The organism is Pseudomonas sp. NPDC086581 (assembly GCF_044746165.1).
GTDB lineage: Bacteria > Pseudomonadota > Gammaproteobacteria > Pseudomonadales > Pseudomonadaceae > Pseudomonas.
On sequence record NZ_JBIVBR010000010.1, the window covers coordinates 1 to 19,696 of the forward strand.

Annotated in this window: 19 protein-coding genes; 13 read left to right on the top strand and 6 right to left on the bottom strand. The window is 64.5% G+C overall.

Annotated elements, in window-relative coordinates; translation table 11 throughout:
• The first annotated feature begins 399 nt into the window (after positions 1-399).
• The 7 genes from pstS to ACIPK7_RS19965 all read left to right on the top strand — a co-directional run bounded on the left by pstS (position 400) and on the right by ACIPK7_RS19965 (position 9,276).
• A complete protein-coding gene (pstS, locus tag ACIPK7_RS19935; protein WP_192433446.1) occupies positions 400-1,371 on the top strand; it encodes a phosphate ABC transporter substrate-binding protein PstS in 972 nt (323 codons plus the stop codon).
• A 395-nt stretch (positions 1,372-1,766) separates the two neighbouring features.
• Positions 1,767-3,800, top strand: a complete 2,034-nt coding sequence (locus ACIPK7_RS19940) for an ABC transporter permease subunit (RefSeq protein ID WP_401090023.1) — start codon at positions 1,767-1,769, stop codon at positions 3,798-3,800.
• Positions 3,801-3,825: 25 nt separating this feature from the next.
• On the top strand, positions 3,826-5,502 hold the full coding sequence (gene pstA, locus ACIPK7_RS19945; RefSeq protein WP_401089757.1) for a phosphate ABC transporter permease PstA: 1,677 nt from the start codon (positions 3,826-3,828) through the stop codon (positions 5,500-5,502).
• 52 nt (positions 5,503-5,554) lie between these two features.
• Entirely contained in the window at positions 5,555-6,391 is an 837-nt protein-coding gene (gene pstB / locus ACIPK7_RS19950; RefSeq protein ID WP_401089759.1) for a phosphate ABC transporter ATP-binding protein PstB, read from the top strand.
• An 85-nt stretch (positions 6,392-6,476) separates the two neighbouring features.
• Positions 6,477-7,220 (top strand): phosphate signaling complex protein PhoU, encoded by a 744-nt coding sequence (gene phoU / locus ACIPK7_RS19955; RefSeq protein ID WP_192433440.1) that lies wholly within the window; start codon positions 6,477-6,479, stop codon positions 7,218-7,220.
• 133 nt (positions 7,221-7,353) lie between these two features.
• Positions 7,354-8,253: a response regulator gene (locus tag ACIPK7_RS19960; RefSeq protein WP_192433438.1), complete on the top strand. Its 900-nt coding sequence runs from the start codon at positions 7,354-7,356 to the stop codon at positions 8,251-8,253.
• 123 nt (positions 8,254-8,376) lie between these two features.
• A complete protein-coding gene (locus ACIPK7_RS19965; protein WP_401089761.1) occupies positions 8,377-9,276 on the top strand; it encodes a peptidoglycan DD-metalloendopeptidase family protein in 900 nt (299 codons plus the stop codon).
• 154 nt (positions 9,277-9,430) lie between these two features.
• On the opposite strand, the gene ACIPK7_RS19970 is transcribed toward ACIPK7_RS19965, so the two are convergent.
• From ACIPK7_RS19970 to phoB, 3 genes are all read right to left on the bottom strand, one after another.
• Positions 9,431-10,771 (bottom strand): hemolysin family protein, encoded by a 1,341-nt coding sequence (locus ACIPK7_RS19970; RefSeq protein WP_401089763.1) that lies wholly within the window; start codon positions 10,769-10,771, stop codon positions 9,431-9,433.
• Positions 10,772-10,863: 92 nt separating this feature from the next.
• Positions 10,864-12,168, bottom strand: a complete 1,305-nt coding sequence (gene phoR / locus ACIPK7_RS19975) for a phosphate regulon sensor histidine kinase PhoR (RefSeq protein ID WP_192433433.1) — start codon at positions 12,166-12,168, stop codon at positions 10,864-10,866.
• A gap of 39 nt (positions 12,169-12,207) precedes the next feature.
• A complete protein-coding gene (gene phoB / locus ACIPK7_RS19980) occupies positions 12,208-12,897 on the bottom strand; it encodes a phosphate regulon transcriptional regulator PhoB (RefSeq protein WP_138217117.1) in 690 nt (229 codons plus the stop codon).
• Positions 12,898-13,211: 314 nt separating this feature from the next.
• Here phoB and ACIPK7_RS19985 point away from each other — a divergent pair, with 314 nt between their 5' ends.
• Positions 13,212-13,577 (top strand): hypothetical protein, encoded by a 366-nt coding sequence (locus tag ACIPK7_RS19985; protein WP_401089765.1) that lies wholly within the window; start codon positions 13,212-13,214, stop codon positions 13,575-13,577.
• Positions 13,578-13,688: 111 nt separating this feature from the next.
• Here ACIPK7_RS19985 and ubiA read toward each other — a convergent pair whose 3' ends face one another.
• Positions 13,689-14,579, bottom strand: a complete 891-nt coding sequence (ubiA, locus tag ACIPK7_RS19990) for a 4-hydroxybenzoate octaprenyltransferase (protein WP_192433428.1) — start codon at positions 14,577-14,579, stop codon at positions 13,689-13,691.
• Positions 14,580-14,606: 27 nt separating this feature from the next.
• The gene (locus ACIPK7_RS19995) at positions 14,607-15,146 is read right to left on the bottom strand and encodes a chorismate lyase (RefSeq protein WP_401090025.1); all 540 of its coding nucleotides are present in this window, start codon (positions 15,144-15,146) and stop codon (positions 14,607-14,609) included.
• 223 nt (positions 15,147-15,369) lie between these two features.
• On the opposite strand from ACIPK7_RS19995, the gene ACIPK7_RS20000 reads away from it, so the two are divergent.
• The 5 genes from ACIPK7_RS20000 to ACIPK7_RS20020 all read left to right on the top strand — a co-directional run bounded on the left by ACIPK7_RS20000 (position 15,370) and on the right by ACIPK7_RS20020 (position 18,148).
• On the top strand, positions 15,370-15,537 hold the full coding sequence (locus ACIPK7_RS20000) for a rubredoxin (protein WP_015479573.1): 168 nt from the start codon (positions 15,370-15,372) through the stop codon (positions 15,535-15,537).
• Positions 15,538-15,735: 198 nt separating this feature from the next.
• On the top strand, positions 15,736-15,903 hold the full coding sequence (locus ACIPK7_RS20005; RefSeq protein ID WP_017520693.1) for a rubredoxin: 168 nt from the start codon (positions 15,736-15,738) through the stop codon (positions 15,901-15,903).
• 84 nt (positions 15,904-15,987) lie between these two features.
• Complete coding sequence (locus ACIPK7_RS20010; protein ID WP_192433426.1) at positions 15,988-17,142, top strand: NAD(P)/FAD-dependent oxidoreductase; 1,155 nt, start codon at positions 15,988-15,990, stop codon at positions 17,140-17,142.
• A gap of 196 nt (positions 17,143-17,338) precedes the next feature.
• On the top strand, positions 17,339-17,611 hold the full coding sequence (locus ACIPK7_RS20015) for an HU family DNA-binding protein (RefSeq protein WP_017520695.1): 273 nt from the start codon (positions 17,339-17,341) through the stop codon (positions 17,609-17,611).
• A gap of 135 nt (positions 17,612-17,746) precedes the next feature.
• Positions 17,747-18,148: a helicase gene (locus ACIPK7_RS20020; RefSeq protein ID WP_192433424.1), complete on the top strand. Its 402-nt coding sequence runs from the start codon at positions 17,747-17,749 to the stop codon at positions 18,146-18,148.
• An 81-nt stretch (positions 18,149-18,229) separates the two neighbouring features.
• On the opposite strand, the gene ACIPK7_RS20025 is transcribed toward ACIPK7_RS20020, so the two are convergent.
• Positions 18,230-19,636 carry an HDOD domain-containing protein gene (locus ACIPK7_RS20025; protein ID WP_401089768.1) on the bottom strand — a complete coding sequence of 469 codons (1,407 nt, stop codon included), beginning with the start codon at positions 19,634-19,636 and terminating at the stop codon, positions 18,230-18,232.
• Positions 19,637-19,696 lie beyond the last annotated feature (60 nt).

Here is a 19,696-nt window from a genome sequence, read left to right on the forward strand (position 1 = left end):
TAGTGTGGAGTTTCTCCATGTGAGAGTAGGTCATCGTCAAGCTCCTATCCCAAGACCCCTGGTCAGCTTCGCTGGCCGGGGGTTTTGCTTTTGCGTGCGAAAAATCGGCCTCGTAACCGCGCCAGATATAGGTATCGCTCTACCGCCCCGAATTGGTTGCATTGGGGAGAAGGGTACGCACGAGCAAGGGCGCTCCTATGAAGAGCCGAAGGCCCTTGTGGCGGCTCTGGAGCGCATTGTCCCGCCCGTTAGAGAACCCCGAGTTGCCTTGTTACAACCGCCTGCTTACAGACTGATGGCATTTCATCCAACTGTCACATTCGCGTCATAGAGTCTTCATGCGGCCTGACGATACTGGCCCCCGTTCCATCCAACCCCATTCTCCTTAAGGAGCAAGGCATGAAACTCAAGCGTTTGATGGCGGCCCTGACTTTTGTCGCTGCAGGCGTAGGCACCGCCAGTGCGGTAGCCGCGATCGATCCGGCCCTGCCGGAATACCAGAAAGCCAGCGGTGTGTCGGGCAACCTGTCGAGCGTCGGTTCCGACACTCTGGCCAACCTGATGACCATGTGGGCGGAAGAGTACAAGCGCCTGTACCCGAACGTGAACGTGCAGATCCAGGCCGCCGGCTCCTCCACCGCGCCGCCGGCGCTGACCGAAGGCACTGCCAACCTGGGCCCGATGAGCCGCAAGATGAAGGATGTCGAACTGCAGGCCTTCGAACAGAAGTACGGCTACAAGCCGACTGCTGTTCCGGTTGCCGTGGACGCCTTGGCGATCTTCGTGCACAAGGATAACCCCATCAAGGGCCTCACCATGCAGCAGGTTGACGCCATCTTCTCCTCCACCCGCCTGTGCGGCGGCAAGTCGGAAGTGAAGACCTGGGGTGACCTGGGCCTGACCGGCGACTGGGCTAACAAGCCCGTACAGCTGTTCGGCCGTAACTCCGTATCCGGCACCTATGGCTACTTCAAGGAAGAAGCCCTGTGCAAAGGCGACTACAAGCCGAACGTGAACGAGCAACCGGGTTCGGCTTCCGTAGTTCAGTCGGTCAGCCAGTCCCTGAACGGCGTTGGTTACTCTGGTATCGGTTACAAGACTGCTAGCGTGAAGACCGTTGCCCTGGCCAAGAAAGAAGGCGGCGAGTTCATCGAAGACAACGAGGCGAATGCCCTGAACGGCTCCTACCCGCTCTCGCGCTTCCTCTACGTCTATGTCAACAAGGCGCCGAACAAGCCGCTGAACCCGCTGGAAGCACAGTTCCTGAAGATGGTGCTCTCCAAGACCGGCCAGCAGGTTGTCGTGAAAGACGGCTACATCCCCCTGCCGTCCAAAGTCGCCGAAAAAGCCATCAAGGATCTGGGTCTGTAATCAGCCCTCCAACCGGGCGGAGATCGCCGCCCGGCATGGGCTGACGCTCACTCGACCGAGCCCGCCAGCATGGCTCTGCTGGTGGGCTTTGTCGCGTCACTTCCATGTCATCTTTCTGTCATACAGAGCCGCTAGGGTGTCACTCCATGAACGACATGGCCAACTCCCCGATGACTTCTTCTCTCCCCGAGCGGATTGATTTCAATACACCTGCCCTGCAGCGCAAGCGCCGTATCCGGGCGCTCAAGGATCGACTGACCCGTTGGTACGTCCTGGTCGGCGGTCTCGCCGTGCTGGCTGCCATTACCCTGATTTTCTTCTACCTCGCCTACGTCGTGCTGCCGCTGTTCCGCGGCGCCGAACTGGAAACGCGTGACCCTCTGGCTCCGGCCTGGCTGAAGACGGCCCAGGCGCCGCTGCTGCTGAGCATCGAAGAGCAGAACATGGTGGGCATGCGCGTCGCCGCCAACGGCGAAGTGGTGTTCTTCGACGCCAAGAAAGGCGACGAGATGGACCGTGTTGCGCTGAAGCTGCCCGCCGGCACCAGTGTCACCTCCATCGCCGAGGACCAGCCGGGTCATCCGACTGTCGCGCTGGGTTTGTCCAACGGCCAGGTGCTGGTGTTCAAGCACGGCTACAAGGTCACCTACCCGGACAACAAGAAAACCATCGAGCCGCACATCGAGTACCCCTACGGTGAAGCGCCGATGAACCTGGATCCCCAGGGTCGTCCGCTGGAGCACGTGGCGATCGTCTCGGGTGACGACAGCCTGTTGCTGGCCGCGTCCACCGGCAGCGAAATGCTGCTGCTCGGCCTGACCCAACAGGAAAACATGCTGACCGGCGAGAGCGCCTTGCAGGAAGAGCGCATTAACCTGCCGCAGATCTCCGAGCCGGTGAAAGCTATCTACATGGACCCGCGCAAGCAGTGGCTCTATGTGCTCAATGGCCGCGCCCAGGCCGACGTGTTCGACCTGAACAGCCACCAGCTCAACGGCCGCTACAAGCTGCTGGATGATGCCTCCGCCGAAGTGACCGCCAGCAGCCAACTGCTGGGTGGCATCTCGCTGATGGTCGGCGACTCCAAGGGCGGCATAAGCCAGTGGTTCATGGCTCGCGGCGAAGACGGCGAACCGCGCCTGTCCCACGTGCGTGACTTCAAGCTGGGCGACCAGCCGATCTCCAGCATTGCGCCGGAGCAGCGCCGCAAGGGTTTCCTGGCCATCGACAAGCAGGGCAACCTGGGCATCTTCCACAGCACCGCGCACCGCACGCTGCTGGTGGAAAACGTCGCGCCCTCTGCTGGCCCGATGGCCCTGTCGCCTCGCGCCAACCGCCTGATCGTTGAGCAGGGCGGCGAGCTGCGTCGCTTCAGCCTGAGCAACCCGCACCCGGAAGTGTCCTTCAGCGCGCTGTGGGGCAAGGTCTGGTACGAGAGCTACGACAAGCCGTCCTATGTCTGGCAGTCCACCGCCGCGACCACCGACTTCGAGCCCAAGCTGAGCCTGTCACCACTGACCTTCGGGACCCTGAAGGCCGCCTTCTACGCGATGATCCTCGCCGCTCCGCTGGCCATCGCCGCCGCCGTCTACACCGCGTACTTCATGGCTCCGGGCATGCGCCGCAAGGTGAAGCCGGTGATCGAGCTGATGGAAGCGCTGCCGACGGTGATCCTCGGCTTCTTTGCCGGCCTGTTCCTCGCGCCGTATGTCGAAGGCCACCTGCCGGGCATCTTCAGCCTGCTGCTGCTCACGCCGCTGGGTATCCTGGCAGCCGGCCTGATCTGGAGCCGCCTGCCCGAGCGCATCCGCCTGAGCCTGCCGGCTGGCTGGGAAGCAGCGATCCTGATCCCTGTGGTCCTCGCCACCGGCGCCTTCGCCCTGTGGATGAGCCCGCACCTGGAGACGATGTTCTTCGGCGGCGACATGCGCCTTTGGATCAGCCACGACCTGGGCATCACCTACGACCAGCGCAACGCACTGGTAGTAGGCCTGGCCATGGGCTTCGCGGTGATCCCGAACATCTTCTCCATCGCCGAAGACGCCATCTTCAGCGTGCCGCGCAGCCTGACCTACGGCTCCCTCGCTCTAGGCGCCACGCCCTGGCAGACGCTGACCCGCGTGGTGATCCTGACCGCCAGCCCGGGCATCTTCTCGGCGCTGATGATCGGCATGGGCCGCGCCGTGGGCGAGACCATGATCGTGCTGATGGCTACCGGCAACACCCCGGTCATGGACGTGAACATTTTCCAGGGCATGCGCACCCTTGCGGCGAACGTCGCGGTGGAAATGCCCGAGTCGGAGGTGGGCGGGACTCACTACCGCGTGCTGTTCCTCTCGGCGCTGGTATTGCTGTCTTTCACCTTCGTGATGAACACCCTGGCAGAGCTGATCCGTCAGCGCCTGCGCAAGAAATACGCGTCGCTCTAAGCGACGCCCGACGAGGCTACGTTCCGTGAAACAGAAACAGGAATCCGTCAAAGCGTGGTTTGCCAGCGGTTCTCCCTGGGTGTGGATGAACGCCGGTGCGGTATCCATTGCCGTGATCATGACCATCGGCCTGCTCGCCGTGATCGCCGTGCGCGGTCTCGGCCACTTCTGGCCGGCAGATGTGATCGAGGCGACCTACTCCGTCCCCGGTGAAGCGCCCAAGACTCTGATCGGCGAAGAAGTGCAAGTCGAGCAGGTACCGCGCGAACGTCTGCGCGGGGCCGGTCTGCCGGTGCCGGACAATGGTCCGGAATTCATGACCCGCGAATTGCTCAAGCTGGGCAACCGCGACTTGTACGGCAGCGACTTCTCCTGGGTGATCGGCGAGTGGCTGACCGACCGTCGTCACCCGGCCGAACTGGTGACCCTGGAGCGCCGCGAGTGGGGCAACTTCTATGGTTACCTGCTGAGCGTGAAGGAAAACGGCAAGGTCGTCGCCGAAGGTGCGGCCGCCATGGCCGAGCTGCAGACCCGCCTCAAGCGCGTCGATGAGCTCTACAGCAAGCTGTACCAGCTGGAGAAAAAGGACATTGGCGGCATCAACCACGGCCTTGAGCGGCTGCGCCTGAAGGAACGTGGCCTGCAGCTGAACAACGAGCTGGATGCCACCGCCGAGGCCGACATCGCCGCAGGCCGCGCCGAGCTGAACGCCCAGTACAAGGTGCTGGAAGAACAGCTCAACGGCCTGCACTCGGAGTTCAACCGTGACAGCATCGTCATGCGCGATGCCAGCGGCCAGCAGACCGAGATCAGCGTCGGCAAGCTGGTGCATGCCTACCAGCCGAACCAGATGGGCGTGGCCACCAAGCTGAGCTTCTACTTCAAGAAACTGTGGGAGTTCCTCAGCGATGACCCGCGTGAAGCCAACACCGAAGGCGGTATTTTCCCGGCCATCTTCGGCACCGTGATGATGACCCTGGTGATGGCCGTGATCGTCACCCCGTTCGGTGTGATCGCAGCCGTCTACCTGCGCGAATACGCACGCCAGGGCCTGCTGACCCGCATCATCCGCATCGCGGTGAATAACCTCGCGGGTGTTCCGGCGATCGTCTACGGCGTGTTCGGCCTGGGCTTCTTCGTCTACGTGCTGGGCGGCTCGCTCGACCGCATGTTCTTCCCCGAAGCCCTGCCGGCCCCGACCTTCGGTACGCCGGGGCTGTTCTGGGCCTCGCTGACCCTGGCCATCCTCGCGGTGCCGGTGGTGATCGTGGCCACCGAGGAAGGCCTGGCGCGCATCCCGCGGGCTACCCGTGAGGGTTCCCTCGCCCTGGGCGCGACCAAGGCCGAGACCCTGTGGAAAGTGGTCCTGCCGATGGCCAGCCCGGCGATGATGACCGGCCTGATCCTCGCCGTGGCCCGTGCCGCCGGTGAGGTGGCGCCGCTGATGCTGGTGGGCGTGGTGAAGCTGGCTCCGGCGCTCCCGGTCGACGGCAACTACCCGTACGTGCACCTGGACCAGAAGATCATGCACCTGGGCTTCCACATCTACGACGTCGGCTTCCAGAGCCCGAACGTCGAGGCCGCGCGCCCGCTGGTGTACGCCACCGCGCTGCTGCTGGTGATGGTGATCGCCCTGCTGAACTTCTCGGCCATCGCCATTCGTAACCGCCTGCGCGAAAAGTACAAGGCGCTGGAAAACTGATTCTGCAGGCGGCGGGTCGTGCCCGCCGCCAAGCCTCCCAAGGAGACTGAACATGCAACATGAAACCGCATCCCACGGCATCGACATCGGCGCGCTCGGCCGCGGCGACCGCCAGGGCATGAACCTGGAAAGCGAGACCGTCGCCCTCGAAGTGCCCGGCCTGAGCCTGTTCTACGGCGAGAAGCAGGCGCTGTTCGACGTCAGCATGAACATCCCCAAGCAGCGCGTGACCGCCTTCATCGGCCCGTCCGGCTGCGGCAAGTCGACCCTGCTGCGTTGCTTCAACCGCATGAACGACCTGGTCGACGGTTGCCACGTGAAGGGCGAGATCCTGCTCGACGGCCACAACATCTTCGCCAAGAACGTCGACGTCGCCGAACTGCGCCGCCGCGTCGGCATGGTGTTCCAGAAGCCCAACCCGTTCCCCAAGAGCATCTACGAGAACGTGGTGTACGGCTTGCGCATCCAGGGCATCAACAAGAAGCGCGTGCTCGACGAAGCCGTCGAGTGGGCCCTCAAGGGCGCGGCGCTGTGGGATGAGGTGAAGGATCGCCTGCACGAATCCGCCCTCGGCCTCTCCGGTGGCCAGCAGCAGCGTCTGGTCATTGCCCGCACCATCGCCGTGGAGCCTGAAGTTCTGCTGCTCGACGAACCCTGCTCGGCACTGGACCCGATCTCCACCCTGAAGATCGAAGAGCTGATCTACGAGCTGAAATCCAAGTTCACCATCGTCATCGTGACCCACAACATGCAACAGGCCGCGCGCGTCTCCGACTACACGGCGTTCATGTATATGGGCAAGCTGATCGAGTTCGGCGATACCGATACCCTGTTCACCAACCCGGCCAAGAAGCAGACGGAAGATTACATCACTGGTCGCTACGGCTAGTTTCGCGGTATTGCGTGCGCGGTAGAACTTCCCGGAGAACATCACAAGCCAGCGGCCCGGAGCCTGCGGCTTTCGCGGAGCGAACATGATCAACAAAGAAAGCCTCACCCACCACATCTCGCAGCAGTTCAACGCCGAGCTGGAAGACGTGCGCAGCCACCTGCTGGCCATGGGCGGTCTGGTGGAGAAGCAGGTCAACGACGCGGTCAACGCGCTGATCGATGCCGACTCGGGCCTGGCCCAGCAGGTGCGCGAGATCGACGACCAGATCAACCAGATGGAGCGCAACATCGACGAGGAATGCCTGCGCATCCTCGCCCGGCGCCAGCCGGCGGCCTCCGACCTGCGCCTGATCATCAGCATCTCCAAGTCGGTGATCGACCTCGAGCGCATTGGTGACGAAGCCTCGAAGATCGCCCGCCGCGCCATCCAGCTGTGCGAGGAAGGCGAGTCGCCGCGCGGCTACGTCGAGGTGCGCCACATCGGCAACCAGGTGCGCAAGATGGTGCAGGAGGCGCTGGACGCCTTCGCCCGCTTCGACGCGGACCTTGCGCTGTCGGTTGCGCAGTACGACAAGACCGTCGACCGCGAATACAAGACCGCCCTGCGTGAGCTGGTCACCTACATGATGGAAGACCCGCGGGCTATCTCCCGCGTGCTCAACGTCATCTGGGCCCTGCGGTCGCTGGAGCGCATCGGCGACCACGCGCGCAACATCGCCGAACTGGTGATCTACCTGGTGCGCGGCACCGATGTCCGTCACATCGGCCTGGCTCGCATGAAGGAAGAGGTGCAGGGCACCGCAGGCAAGGCCGATAAGGCCGAATAAGCCTGACGCCCGTACCAGAACGGACCCGGCCATTGCGCCGGGTTCGTCATTTTATGGCCGAGCGGTCCCTCACCAATGGCATGTAGCCACTCGGCAAGGCTATCCTTCGCCCTATCGTTTTCGGGAGATGCCGATGGGCAAGGTCAGTGTGCTGGTCGTGGATGACGCTCCGTTCATCCGTGACCTGGTGAAGAAGGGGCTGCGGGACCATTTCCCCGGTCTGCAGATCGAAGAAGCGGTCAACGGCCGCAAGGCGCAGCAGTTCCTCGCGCGCCAGGCCGTGGATCTGATCCTCTGCGACTGGGAAATGCCCGAGCTGTCGGGCATCGAGCTGCTCACCTGGTGCCGCGAGCAGGACAACCTGAAGACCACGCCCTTCATCATGGTCACCAGCCGCGGCGACAAGGACAACGTGGTGCAGGCCATCCAGGCAGGCGTCTCCGATTTCATCGGCAAGCCGTTCTCCAATGACCAGCTGGTGAGCAAGGTGAAGAAGGCGCTGTCGCGCGCCGGCAAGCTGGAAGCCCTCGCGGCCCAGGCGCCGCAGCGCAGCTTGGTCGGCTCCATGCCCAATGACTCGCTGGCAGCCCTCACCGGTGGCAAGGCCGAGACGGTGCGACCGGCGGCAGCGCCCGCTGCACCGCGTCCGGCTGCTGCCTCTCCGGCTCCGACTGCTGCCGCTCCTGCCTCCCGAAGCGGCGCCAAGGGCCAGCAAGGGCAGCTGCGCCTGCCGTCGGCGAGCCTGCCCTGTGTGATCAAGGCGCTCAGCCTCAAGGAAGCGCTGCTGGTGGTGAAGCGCGGTACGCCGCTGCCCCAGGTGCTGGAAAGCGCCGTGCTGGATCTGGAGGAAGACAGCGACGTTGCTCGCCTCAACGGCTACCTGCATGCCGTGGCGGCGCTTGAACCCAAGCCGGACAGCGAGTGGCTGCAGCTGACGTTTCGCTTCGTCGACCGTGACCCGCAGAAGCTCGACTACCTTTCCCGCCTGATCGCCCGCGGCAGCTCGCAGAAGCACTACGTGCCAGGCGCCTGATCCGGTTACAAATGCGCCGACCGGCGGGCAGTACTGCTTCACACGCCGACCGGTGGCAGGTCGCGACGCACGGGCTACGCTGCTAGTCTTGCCTGCGTCGCCATACCTATAACCAGAGTCGACATGCTAGGGCGCAGTATCCTCCTGTGCGGTCTATTGACCGCCTCCGGGACGGCTTCGGCCGTGACCATCTACAAGTACACCGACGCCAACGGCGTGGTCACCTACACGGACAAGGCCGTGGCGGGTGCGGCTGTCTTCGTCTTCCGCGATCGCATGGTCGAGCACCTGGAAGAACAGGTGAAGCTGGAGACCAAGAAGCACGCCGGCGGCGAGACCCTGCAGGTGCGCAACGACCTGTACGCACCGGTGGAAGTCGAGCTGAGCGTGACTGGCGCGCAGAACGCCGTGGGCGCGCCGGGGCGGCCGATCCGCTGGGTGCTAGCGCCGCGCAGTTCGATCCGGCTCGCCACCCTGACGCCGCTCGATCCCGCCAAGCCGCTGCGCTACAAGCCCAAGCTGCGCTATGCGCTGGGTGATCCTCGACCGACGCCATTGTCCTACCAGTACGCGTTGCCATGGACTGGCGGGCCGTTCCGCCTGACCCAGGGCGCCAATGGCCGCTACAGCCACTTCACGCCCAAGGGCCGCTATGCCATGGATATCGCGATGCCGGTGGGCACTCCGATCATCGCTGCTCGCGGCGGTACCGTGGTGAAGATCGAGAACGGACAGGATGGGCGCGGCAAGAACCCCTCCGGCAACTTCGTGCGGATACTGCATGACGACGGCACCATGGGCGTCTACCTGCACTTGATGCGCGGCTCGGTGCTGGTACGCGAAGGCCAGCGCGTCGGCACCGGTACGCCGTTGGCGCAGTCGGGCAACACCGGCAACAGCAGCGGCCCGCACCTGCACTTCGTGGTGCAGCGCAACGTCGGCCTGGCGCTGGAGTCGATTCCCTACGACTTCTCCCAGCCGGTGGATACCCTGCCGAATTTCGCGGTGGTCCGGGAGCACTGACGCCAGTGGGACTTCCTGTAGGAGCGAGCTTGCTCGCGAACCTTCCCAGTTCCGGCGTTGCCGGATAGCACTGTTCGCGAGCAAGCTCGCTCCTACGAAGAACCCAAGAAAAAGGCTGCCCAAGGGCAGCCTTTTTCATTCAGCGGCGCAGCGCTCAGTCGAGCTTCACTACCTTGGCGAGGACGATCTTCGGCCCCTTCATCTTCTTCACGATGATGCGCAGGCCTTCGGTATCCAGCACTTCCTCTTCTTCCGGCACGCGCTTGAGGGTGTCGTAGACCAGGCCGGCGAGGGTGTCCGCCTCGACGTGGTCAAGGTCCAGGCCCAGCAGGCGTTCCAGCTTGAACAGCGGGGTATCGCCGCGCACCAGCAGCTTGCCGGGCTGGTAGGCGACGATGCCGCGCTCGGCTTTGCGGTGTTCATCCTGGATATCACCGACCAGCACTTCCAGCACGTCTTCCATGGTCAGGTAGCCGACGACCTTGTGGTCGGCTTCCTCGACCAGCGCGAAGTGCGAGCCGCCCTGGCGGAACTGCTCCAGCAGGCGGGCCAGCGGCAGGTGCTTGGTGACTTTCTCCAGCGGGTGGGTCAGCTCGTCGAGGTCGAAGGACTCCGGCAGGCTGTCCAGCGTGGCCAGGGCCAACAGCAGGTCCTTGATGTGCAGCAGGCCGATGAACTCGCCCTTCTCGCTGTCGTACACCGGGTAGCGGCTGTACTTGTGGCGGCGGATGGTGGCGAGGATGTCATCCAGCGGCGCGGTGCGCTCCAGGTAGATCAGGTCCTCGCGGGAGTTGGCCCAGTCCACCACTTCCAGTTCGCCCAGCTCCACCGCCGAGGCCAGCACGCGCATGCCCTGGTCGCTGGGGTCGTGGGCGCGGCTGGAGTGCAGGATCAGCTTGAGCTCGTCACGGCTGTAGTGGTGCTCGTGGTGCGGCCCTGGCTCGCCTTGCCCGGCGAACTTGAGGATGGTGTTGGCGCTGGCGTTGAGCAGCCAGATCGCCGGGTACATCGCCCAGTAGAACAGATACAGCGGTACCGCCGTCCACAGCGACAGCAGCTCCGGCTTGCGGATCGCCCAGGACTTGGGCGCCAGCTCGCCGACCACGATGTGCAGGTAGGAAATGATGAAGAACGCGCTGAAGAACGACACGCCGCGGATGACTTCCTCGGAGTGCACGCCGACCGCAGCCAGCAAGGGCTCCAGCAGCTCGGCGAAGGCGGGCTCGCCGACCCAGCCCAGGCCAAGGGAGGCCAGGGTGATGCCCAGCTGGCAGGCGGAGAGGTAGGCGTCGAGCTGGTTGTGCACCTTGCGCAGGATGGCGCCACGCCAGCCGTGCTGGTTGGCGATGGTCTCCACGCGGGTCGAGCGCAGCTTGACCATGGCGAACTCGGCGGCGACGAAGAAGCCGTTGAGCACGACGAGGAACAGGGCGAACAGGATCAGGCCGAAATCGGCGAAATAGGTCAGGAAGTTACTACTAGGGGAAGGGTCCATGGTTCTGTTGGTTCAAGAATGGACGGACAAGAATGCGGTTCGCAGGGCCTGGCTGGCAAGCCCGTCTAGACCAGAGTCGAAGTCGGACACCGTTATGCGCGGCTCTCGACTTGCTGCGGCGGGAAGTGGCAGGTGAAGCTGCTGCCCTTGCCCGGCACGCTGCTGATGTCCAGGGAGCCGCGGTGGCGCAGCAACACGTGCTTGACGATGGCCAGGCCCAGGCCGGTGCCGCCGGTGCTGGCATTGCGGCTGGAATCGACGCGGTAGAAGCGCTCGGTCAGGCGCGGCAGGTGCTTGGGGTCGATGCCGATGCCGCTGTCCTGCACGGCGAGGTGCGCGCCTTGCTCGTCGGCCCACCAGCGAATGCGGATCTCGCCTTCGTCGGGGGTGTACTTCACGGCGTTGAACACCAGGTTGGAGAAGGCGCTGCGCAGTTCGGCCTCGCTGCCCTTGAGCTTCACCTTCGAGTCCGCCTCCAGGCTGATGCGATGGCTGCGTGCGCCGGACAGCGCCTGGGCGTCGTTGCGGATCGACAGCAGCATCAGGTCCACCGCTACCGGCTTGTTGTCCGCCGGGTAATCGGTGGCTTCCAGCTTGGCCAGCAGGAGCAGGTCGTTGAGCAGGTTCTGCATGCGCCCGGCCTGCTGCTGCATCTGCTGCAGCGCGCGGGTCCAGCGTGGGTTCACGTCCTCGACGTTGTCCAGCAGCGTTTCCAGGTAGCCGGCGATTACCGTCAGCGGCGTGCGCAGCTCATGGGAGACGTTGGCGACGAAGTCCTTGCGCATCTGCTCCAGCTGATGGACGCGGGTCACGTCGCGCACCAGCATCAGGTGCTCGCCGGCGCCATAGAGGGTGATGTGGAACTGCAGGCGCAGGTTGTCGTTGATCGGCGAGGCGAGTTCCAGCGGCTCGCGGTAGTCCTCGCCCTCGAAGTATTCCTTGAAGCGCGGATGGCGCACCAGATTGGTCACCGGCTGGCCCCCGTCCTGCGGGCTCTTGAGGCCCAGCAGGCGCTCGGCGGACTGGTTCCACCACTCCAGGTTGCCGTCGCGGTCGAGCAGGATCATGCCGTCGCGCAGCGCTGCGGTGGACTCCTGCATGCGGTCGATCACCGCCTGCAGACGTCCGCGGGCGCGCTGGTTGCGCCTTTGCAGGTGGTAGATGCTGTCGAATACCTCGCCCCACAGGCCGTAGCCATCGGGCGGGGCTTCATCGGGCTGGTGGTTCTTCAGCCACTTGTGCAGGCGCAGCAGCTGCCAGGTCGACCAGCCGAGGTAGCCCGCCAGTGCCACGGCGATGGCCCAGCCGTACTGGCCGGTGATCAGGCCGAGCAGCGCGCCGGCAGCGACGACTAGCAGCAGGTGGCGTATCAACACGCCACTCCAGTTCTGGGTCACGACATTCCGTTCCTTGTGCCCGGCGAGTCAGCGACCCGGTCAGCTTTTGGTCGAGAAACGATACCCGGTGCCGCGCACGGTCTGAACCAGATTTTCGTAAACCTCGCCCAGGGCCTTGCGCAGACGGCGGATGTGCACGTCGACGGTGCGCTCCTCGACGTAGACGTTGCCACCCCAGACCTGGTCCAGCAGCTGGCCGCGGGTGTAAGCGCGCTCTTGGTGGGTCATGAAGAACTGCAGCAGGCGGTATTCGGTCGGTCCCATCTCGGCAGGCTTGCCGTCGATGGTCACGCGGTGGCTGATCGGGTCGAGCATCAGGCCGCCGACTTCGATCGGCGTCTCGCTGTCGCCAGCGCCGGTGCGGCGCAGCACGGCCTTCAGGCGGGCAACCAGTTCGCGCGGGGAGAAGGGCTTGGTGATGTAGTCATCGGCGCCGACCTCCAGACCCTGGATCTTGTTGTCCTCTTCGCCCTTGGCGGTGAGCATGATGATCGGTATGGCTGAGGTCAGCTCGTCGCGCTTGAGGCGGCGGGCCAGCTCGATGCCGGAGGTGCCCGGGAGCATCCAGTCGAGCAGAATCAGGTCCGGCTTGCGATCGACGATCACCGCGTGTGCCTGCTGGGCGCTGTCGGCCTCCAGACACTCGTAGCCGGCCATCTCCAGGGCCACGGCGATCATTTCCCGGATCGGAGCTTCGTCATCGACGATGAGGATTGTCTTGCCAACCATGCTGAGGCCTCAGAATTTCTGTAATGCGCCGCATTAGATAACGGAAATATTTCATGAATGTGACACCGCGATGGTAGCCGAGCCTTGTCGCAGAGCGCTCGTCTATGCTGAAGGGCGCGTCGCGCGATCCCTGCGCGGCACACAGGGAACCCACCGGCCCGGTCGGCGGTGGTCCCGGCAGAGAGCCTGCCGGAGTCTTGCGATGACGGTAGTGAGTGCGTTGTCGACGTCGCCCTGGCCGGCCCTGCCTGCAATTCCGCCCGCCGTTGCGCCGATGCTCGCGCCGTTTCCACCTCACCAGAGGAGAAGCGTTTATGAAACTGCTATTCCCGGCCCTGGCAATGGGCCTGATGCTGCCGGCGATGTCCGCCCTGGCCACCGAGCCTGGCACGGAGAAGAACGGCATGCTGGTCGATGCCAAGGGCATGACGCTCTACACCTTCGACAAGGACAGTGGCGGCAAGTCGATGTGCAATGGCGGCTGCGCGCAGAACTGGCCGCCCCTGATGGCCTCGGCCGATGCCAAGGCGATGGGCGACTGGACCTTGATCAAGCGCGATGACGGCACCGTGCAGTGGGCCTACAAGGGCAAGCCGCTGTACACCTTCGTGCAGGACCAGAAGGCCGGTGACATGGCCGGCGAAGGCAAGATGGGCGTCTGGCACATGGCCAAGCCTTAACGGCTCTTCCGTAATGGCTCTTCGTAGGAGCGAGCTTGCTCGCGAACCTTACCTGGCACCTCGGTATCAAGCGGGTTCGCGAGCAAGCTTGCTCCTACAAGGTCTCTTACATCAGCGCAGGGCGAAGTCCGCCACGGTACCGAGGAAGATCGCCAGCCCCGCCCAGTGGTTGTGCAGGAAGGCCTTGAAGCACTTCATCGGCTCGCGATCGCGGGTCGAGTGGAACTGCCAGGCGAAGCAGCCCGCCGCCACGGCCAGGCCCAGGTAGTAATACAGATGCATCGCCAGCTTGTTGCCGGCCAGGATCAGCAGCAGGAGCATCAGGCCCTGCAGGCTCAGGTTGATCACTCGGTCGGCATCGCCGAAGAGGATCGCCGTGGACTTCATACCCATCTTCAGGTCGTCCTCGCGGTCGGTCATCGCGTAGTAGGTGTCGTACGCGACCGTCCACAGCACGTTGGCGAAGAACAGCAGCCAAGCCACCGCCGGCAGCGTGCCGCTGGCTGCGGTGAAGGCCATCGGGATGCCCCAGGAGAACGCTGCACCCAGCACCACCTGCGGGTAGTAGGTGTAGCGCTTCATGAAGGGGTAGAGCGCTGCCACCGCCGCGCCGCCGAAGGACAGCCAGATGGTCTGCTCATTGGTGCACAGCACCAGCAGGAAACTCAGCCCCAGCAGCGTGAAGAAGGCAATCCAGGCCTCGCGCACGGTGATCCTGCCGGTCGCCAGCGGGCGTGTCTTGGTGCGTTCGACGTGGCCGTCGAGCTTGCGGTCGGCAAAGTCATTGATTACGCAGCCGGCCATGCGCATCAGCACGGTCCCGAGGATGAAAATCACCAGGTTCTTCACGCTCGGTACGCCGCCGCTGGCCATCCACAGCGCCCACAGCGTCGGCCAGAGCAGCAGATAGATGCCGATCGGCTTGTCCATGCGCGTCAGCTGTATGAAGTCCCAGGCGCGGGGATGCAGGCGGGCGAGGGGTTTGATCAGGGCGACGAACATGGCGGCCTCCGGAAAACGATCCGGGAATTATACGGGCTGTTGTTCCAGGCGGTGCCACAGCGAAGGCAGGAATACTTCGGCGACCAGGACGCCCAGGCCGTCGCGACTGAAGCAGGAGCGACGGCCCCACAGGCGCTCGGCGCGCACCTCCGACGGCAGGCTCGCCGCTGGGTAGCGGCACACCTCGATGGGGCCGCGCTGGAAGGCGCGGTCGCTGAACAGCAACTCACCCAGGGAGCGCGTGCCAAGCAGGCGCAGGTCGAAGCCGGAGCCTTCCAGCGCGGAGCGCGCGGCAACGCTGCGGGCGAATACCCAGGGCGTTCCGTGACCTTTCAGATACACCTCGCGCACCCAGCCCTGGCTGCCGTCTGGCACGCCCAGTGCAGCGCACTCGTCGGTGCGCAGACGGTGCCAGCCCTCGGCCAGCGGCTGCACGGCGAAGTGGTCGGCGGAGAGGGCCGTCAGCCGGCGCGTCAGCGAGCCTTCGTCGAACAGCCAGTCCACGACCTGGGCGGCGGGAGCGGGATGCAACTGGGCGGAGGTGAGCCAGCGTGGCGGATGGATCAGGGCGGCTTCGGGCACGGCTTGGACTGCGGTTGGCCAGGGACGCGGCAGCTTAACATGGCGCCTTTGCGCGGCCGATTGCGTTGTCCGCAAGAGTGCATTACGCCAGACCCCATCAAAGGTATGGCCAGCTACCCGGTACTTGCACCGCAAGCCCATCGCCAGTACAAAGCCGGACATTGGATGCACCGACGTCCAAGCGACAAGAACATGAGGGTGATAGCTGATGAAGAAGTGGCAGTGCGTGGTGTGTGGCCTGATCTATGACGAAACCAAGGGCTGGCCGGAAGAGGGCATCGCCGCCGGTACCCGCTGGGAAGACGTGCCGGAAGACTGGCTGTGCCCGGATTGCGGCGTCGGCAAGCTGGATTTCGAGATGATCGAGATCGGCTGATCCCGCCCGGATCGATTCCCGCGACGGCGGCCTTCGGGCCGCCGTCTGCGTTTGTGCACCCCGCAAGCCCGCGCCTGACGCGGTAGACTGGGGGGGCGCCGGGTTGACCCTGCTGACGGAGCCTGGCGTCGCGCCCGCCGTTGGCCGGTGCGCGCCGATACGTTAGCTTCACCGGGCAATCGCAGGAGGACTTGGCTGATGCGCAAATGGCAATGCGTGGTCTGTGGCTTCATCTACGACGAGGCACTGGGCTTGCCGGACGAGGGCATCGCCCCTGGCACGCGCTGGGAAGACATCCCGGCGGACTGGGTCTGTCCGGATTGCGGCGTGGGCAAGATCGATTTCGAGATGATCGAAATCTCCTGAGCCCCTGCCCGAACGAATTCATGCGGCGGCCCTACGGCCGTCGTGCCATCTTAACGAAATGGCGTGTTTTGAGGTGAGAGAGCAATGAGCGAAAACGCACCGCTGGTGATCATCGGAACTGGCCTGGCCGGCTACAACCTCGCCCGCGAGTGGCGCAAGCTGGATAGCGAGACGCCGCTGCTGCTGATCACCGCCGACGACGGACGCTCCTACTCCAAGCCGATGCTCTCCACCGGCTTCTCCAAGGACAAGGACGCCGATGGCCTGGCCATGGCCGAGGCGGGCGCCATGGCCGACCAGCTCAAGGCGCGTATCCTCACTCACACCCGTGTCACCGGCATCGACCCGGGCCACCGGCGCATCTGGATTGGCGAGGAGGAGATCCACTACCGCGATCTGGTGCTGGCCTGGGGCGCCGAGACCATCCGCGTACCAGTCGAGGGCGATGCCCAGGACCTGATCTTCCCGATCAACGACCTGGAAGACTATGCGCGCTTCCGCAGCGCCGCCGCCGGCAAGCGCCGCGTGCTGCTGCTGGGCGCCGGCCTGATCGGCTGCGAATTCGCCAACGACCTCTCCGGCGGCGGTTACCAACTCGACGTGGTAGCGCCGTGCGAGCAGGTCATGCCAGGCCTGCTCCACCCGGCCGCCGCCCAGGCAGTGCAGCAGGGGCTGGAAGGCCTCGGCGTGCGCTTCCACCTGGGCCCGGTGCTGAACAGCCTGGTACGCGCCGCTGACGGCCTGGAAGCACATCTCTCCGATGGCCAGGTGATCCCCTGCGATCTGGTCGTCTCTGCAGTCGGCCTGCGCCCGCGCATCGACCTGGCCGCTGCCGCCGGCCTGGATATCAATCGCGGCGTGATGGTGAACCGCGAACTGCGCACCTCCCACGCCAACATCTACGCCCTGGGCGATTGCGCCGAGGTCGATGGCCTCAACCTGCTCTACGTGATGCCGCTGATGTCCTGCGCCCGCGCGCTGGCGCAGACCCTGGCCGGCAAGCCGACGCCGGTGGCCTACGGTGCCATGCCGGTGACCGTGAAGACCCCGGTGTGCCCGCTGGTGGTGTCGCCGCCGCCGCGTGGCAGTGAGGGCGAATGGCGGGTGGAAGGCTCTGGCCCGGACCTCAAGGTGCTGTGCCGGGATACCGCCGGTCGATTGCTCGGATATGCCCTTACTGGGGCCGCCGTGAGCGAAAAACTCTCCCTGAACAAGGAGTTGCCGGCACTACTGGCGTGACAGGCGTCGCCAATGGCGTTTTTGCCGTGGGAAAGAGCTCGCAAATTGTCAGACGATACTGGCGTACCAGCCGGCGGCGTGCCATTCTCCCCCCGTCTGCCGCAGCCTAGAGCCTGTACGGCAAGCCTGCGGTGCCTTGGGCGCTGTTGGGAAGACAGCACGGACACAACAACAACAAACCGTCAAAGAGGCATTTATGCGTAAACCAGAACTCGCCGCCGCGATCGCCGAGAAGGCCGACCTCACCAAAGAACAAGCCAACAAGGTGCTGAACGCGCTGCTGGATGAAATCACTGGCGCGCTCAACCGCAAGGACAGCGTTACCCTTGTCGGTTTCGGTACCTTCGTTCAGCGCCACCGTGGCGCCCGTACTGGCAAGAACCCGCAAACCGGCCAGCCGGTCAAGATCAAAGCCAGCAATACCGTTGCCTTCAAACCGGGCAAGGCGCTGAAAGACGCCGTCAACTGATCGCGTCTGACCCGGAGCCAGAGCGGCTCCGGGTTGCCTCCTGCAGTTACATAATCCCTCCAAAAGACCGGATGTAGTCCGTTTTCAAACTGGCTACAATGCGCAGACTATTGTCTCGAACGTCGAGGTTTGTGCATGAAATTCCGTCTACTCCTGTGGATGCTCGGTCGCCTGATGGCCAAGGCCAGCCGCGAAAACCCGGCGTTCCAGAAGCAGCTCGAAGGCAAGGACCTGGTGTTCCAGCTCCACACGCTCGACGGCAAGGTCGCCCGCCACTACATCGTGAAAGACCTCAAGGTCAGCGCCCGTCGCGGCATCCATCCGCAGCCGGCCTTCGCGCTGGGCTTCAAGGATGGCGCCTACGGCTTCGCCACCATGACCTCCAAGAACCCGCAGTTGGCCTTCATGCAGGGCATCCAGAACAAGGACATCCAGATCCAGGGCAACCCCGGCCTGGTGATCTGGTTCCAGGGCCTGGTGAAGTACCTCAAGCCGAAAAAGAAAACCGCGCCGAGCAGCGACAAGAAAGCCGCCTGAGACGCTTTCGACGCACAGAAAAAAGGCCCCTGACGGGGCCTTTTTCATGTCTGCATCGCAACGGCTTCAGCGGTGGTACATTCAGTGCGCGGGATTGAACTGGCTGGCCAGCTCGCGCAGCACCGCTTCGGCGTCGAGTACCTTGCGTACGGCGTCTTCGGCCTTCTCGCGCGGGATGTCCAGGCGATCCAGCAGGTCTTGCGGAATATCGGTCTCCGGGCCGCTGCCGATGCCGTGGTTGCGCAGCAGGCGGGTCGCCAGGCACACCAGGTTGGCATAGGCCGAGCAATCGCCGGCATAGGTCGGGTCGTGCTGGAAGCGCAGTGCGGTATAGATCTCTTCCGGCATGTCCCAGGTGCGCATCAGCCAGGCGCCGATCTGCTCGCGGGTGATGCCCAGCAGGTGCTGCTCGACGAGGTTGTGCTCGACGTGCGGGTTCACTTCCAGGTGCCGGCAGATCAGCGAGAAATGCGGCGGGAAGATGTGCGCCAGGACCAGGTAGCCGATGCTGTGCAGCAGGCCTCCGAGGTAGGTCAGGCCGGCTTCCGGGCGCTCGGCGCGCGGCACGGCGCGGGTCAGGCCCTCTATCACCGCGGCGGTGTAGATCGCCTGGTGCCAGTAGGGCGTGGCGTGCTGCGGCTGGTCCTTGGGCAGGCTCAGGGTCTTGCCCAGGGCCAGGCCCAGGGCGAGGTTGATCACCAGGTCGAAGCCCAGTACGCGGACGATGGCGTCCTCCACCGAGCGAATCTTGCCCGGCGCGGCGTAGTAGGGCGAGGCCGCCCAGCTGACGACTTGCGCAGCAAGCGCCGGGTCGGTCTCCACCACGCCGGTGATGTCGTCCACGGTGGCGTTGGGGTCGACGCGCAGCTTGATGATCTTTTGTGCGGTTTCCGGCAGCGGCGGAATCTCGATGGTTTCCTCGAGGCGCTGCTGGATGCGGCGGGCGGTGAACGCCTGCACGGCCTGGGTGATTTCCTTGCGGTCGTCGTCCGGGCGGTCGAGGTTCGGCCGGATCGACTCCAGCGCCACGCCGAAGCGCGCCGCGCTGGCTTTCTCCAGCAGGTGGCGGAAAGACGCAGTGGGAATTTCCAGCAGCGTGCCCGGCGCGCCGGATTCGATTAGCAGCTGGGGTTCCTGCAGCAGGCGTTCGTCATACAGGCACGGCGAGCTGGTCAGCGGCGGCAGCGCCGGCAGACGACCGAGCTGGTGCTTGCCAAGCATGCGCTCCAGACGATCGGGCTTGACCGCCACCAGCTTGCGCCCGGTGAGTTCGGCCAGGCGGTTCAGGTCCAGCAGCTGGCTTTGCGGGAACAGCACCAGCAGGGTGCCCACGGCATCTTCCAGCAGGCTGGCCTGCACCCGGCGCGTGGCCGGCAGCGTCGTGGCATCGCAGACTTCGCGAGACGGTATGCCCAGCTTGGCGAGCAGCTGCAGGATGACCTCGGGGGCCTGCGAGGAGTCGGATGGGGCGCATGCGGCGTCGCTCATGAATGTGATCCGGTTATCAACGGCTGGGTCGGAGTATAACCACGCAGTCAGCGTGACCGA

Coding starts and splice junctions, on each gene's coding strand:
- pstS (WP_192433446.1), top strand. CDS start 400: ATGAAACTCAAGCGTTTGATGGCGGCCCTGACTTTTGTCGCTGCAGGC.
- pstB (WP_401089759.1), top strand. CDS start 5,555: ATGCAACATGAAACCGCATCCCACGGCATCGACATCGGCGCGCTCGGC.
- phoU (WP_192433440.1), top strand. CDS start 6,477: ATGATCAACAAAGAAAGCCTCACCCACCACATCTCGCAGCAGTTCAAC.
- ACIPK7_RS19960 (WP_192433438.1), top strand. CDS start 7,354: ATGGGCAAGGTCAGTGTGCTGGTCGTGGATGACGCTCCGTTCATCCGT.
- ACIPK7_RS19965 (WP_401089761.1), top strand. CDS start 8,377: ATGCTAGGGCGCAGTATCCTCCTGTGCGGTCTATTGACCGCCTCCGGG.
- ACIPK7_RS19970 (WP_401089763.1), bottom strand. CDS start 10,771: ATGGACCCTTCCCCTAGTAGTAACTTCCTGACCTATTTCGCCGATTTC.
- phoB (WP_138217117.1), bottom strand. CDS start 12,897: ATGGTTGGCAAGACAATCCTCATCGTCGATGACGAAGCTCCGATCCGG.
- ACIPK7_RS19985 (WP_401089765.1), top strand. CDS start 13,212: ATGAAACTGCTATTCCCGGCCCTGGCAATGGGCCTGATGCTGCCGGCG.
- ubiA (WP_192433428.1), bottom strand. CDS start 14,579: ATGTTCGTCGCCCTGATCAAACCCCTCGCCCGCCTGCATCCCCGCGCC.
- ACIPK7_RS20000 (WP_015479573.1), top strand. CDS start 15,370: ATGAAGAAGTGGCAGTGCGTGGTGTGTGGCCTGATCTATGACGAAACC.
- ACIPK7_RS20005 (WP_017520693.1), top strand. CDS start 15,736: ATGCGCAAATGGCAATGCGTGGTCTGTGGCTTCATCTACGACGAGGCA.
- ACIPK7_RS20010 (WP_192433426.1), top strand. CDS start 15,988: ATGAGCGAAAACGCACCGCTGGTGATCATCGGAACTGGCCTGGCCGGC.
- ACIPK7_RS20015 (WP_017520695.1), top strand. CDS start 17,339: ATGCGTAAACCAGAACTCGCCGCCGCGATCGCCGAGAAGGCCGACCTC.
- ACIPK7_RS20020 (WP_192433424.1), top strand. CDS start 17,747: ATGAAATTCCGTCTACTCCTGTGGATGCTCGGTCGCCTGATGGCCAAG.
- ACIPK7_RS20025 (WP_401089768.1), bottom strand. CDS start 19,636: ATGAGCGACGCCGCATGCGCCCCATCCGACTCCTCGCAGGCCCCCGAG.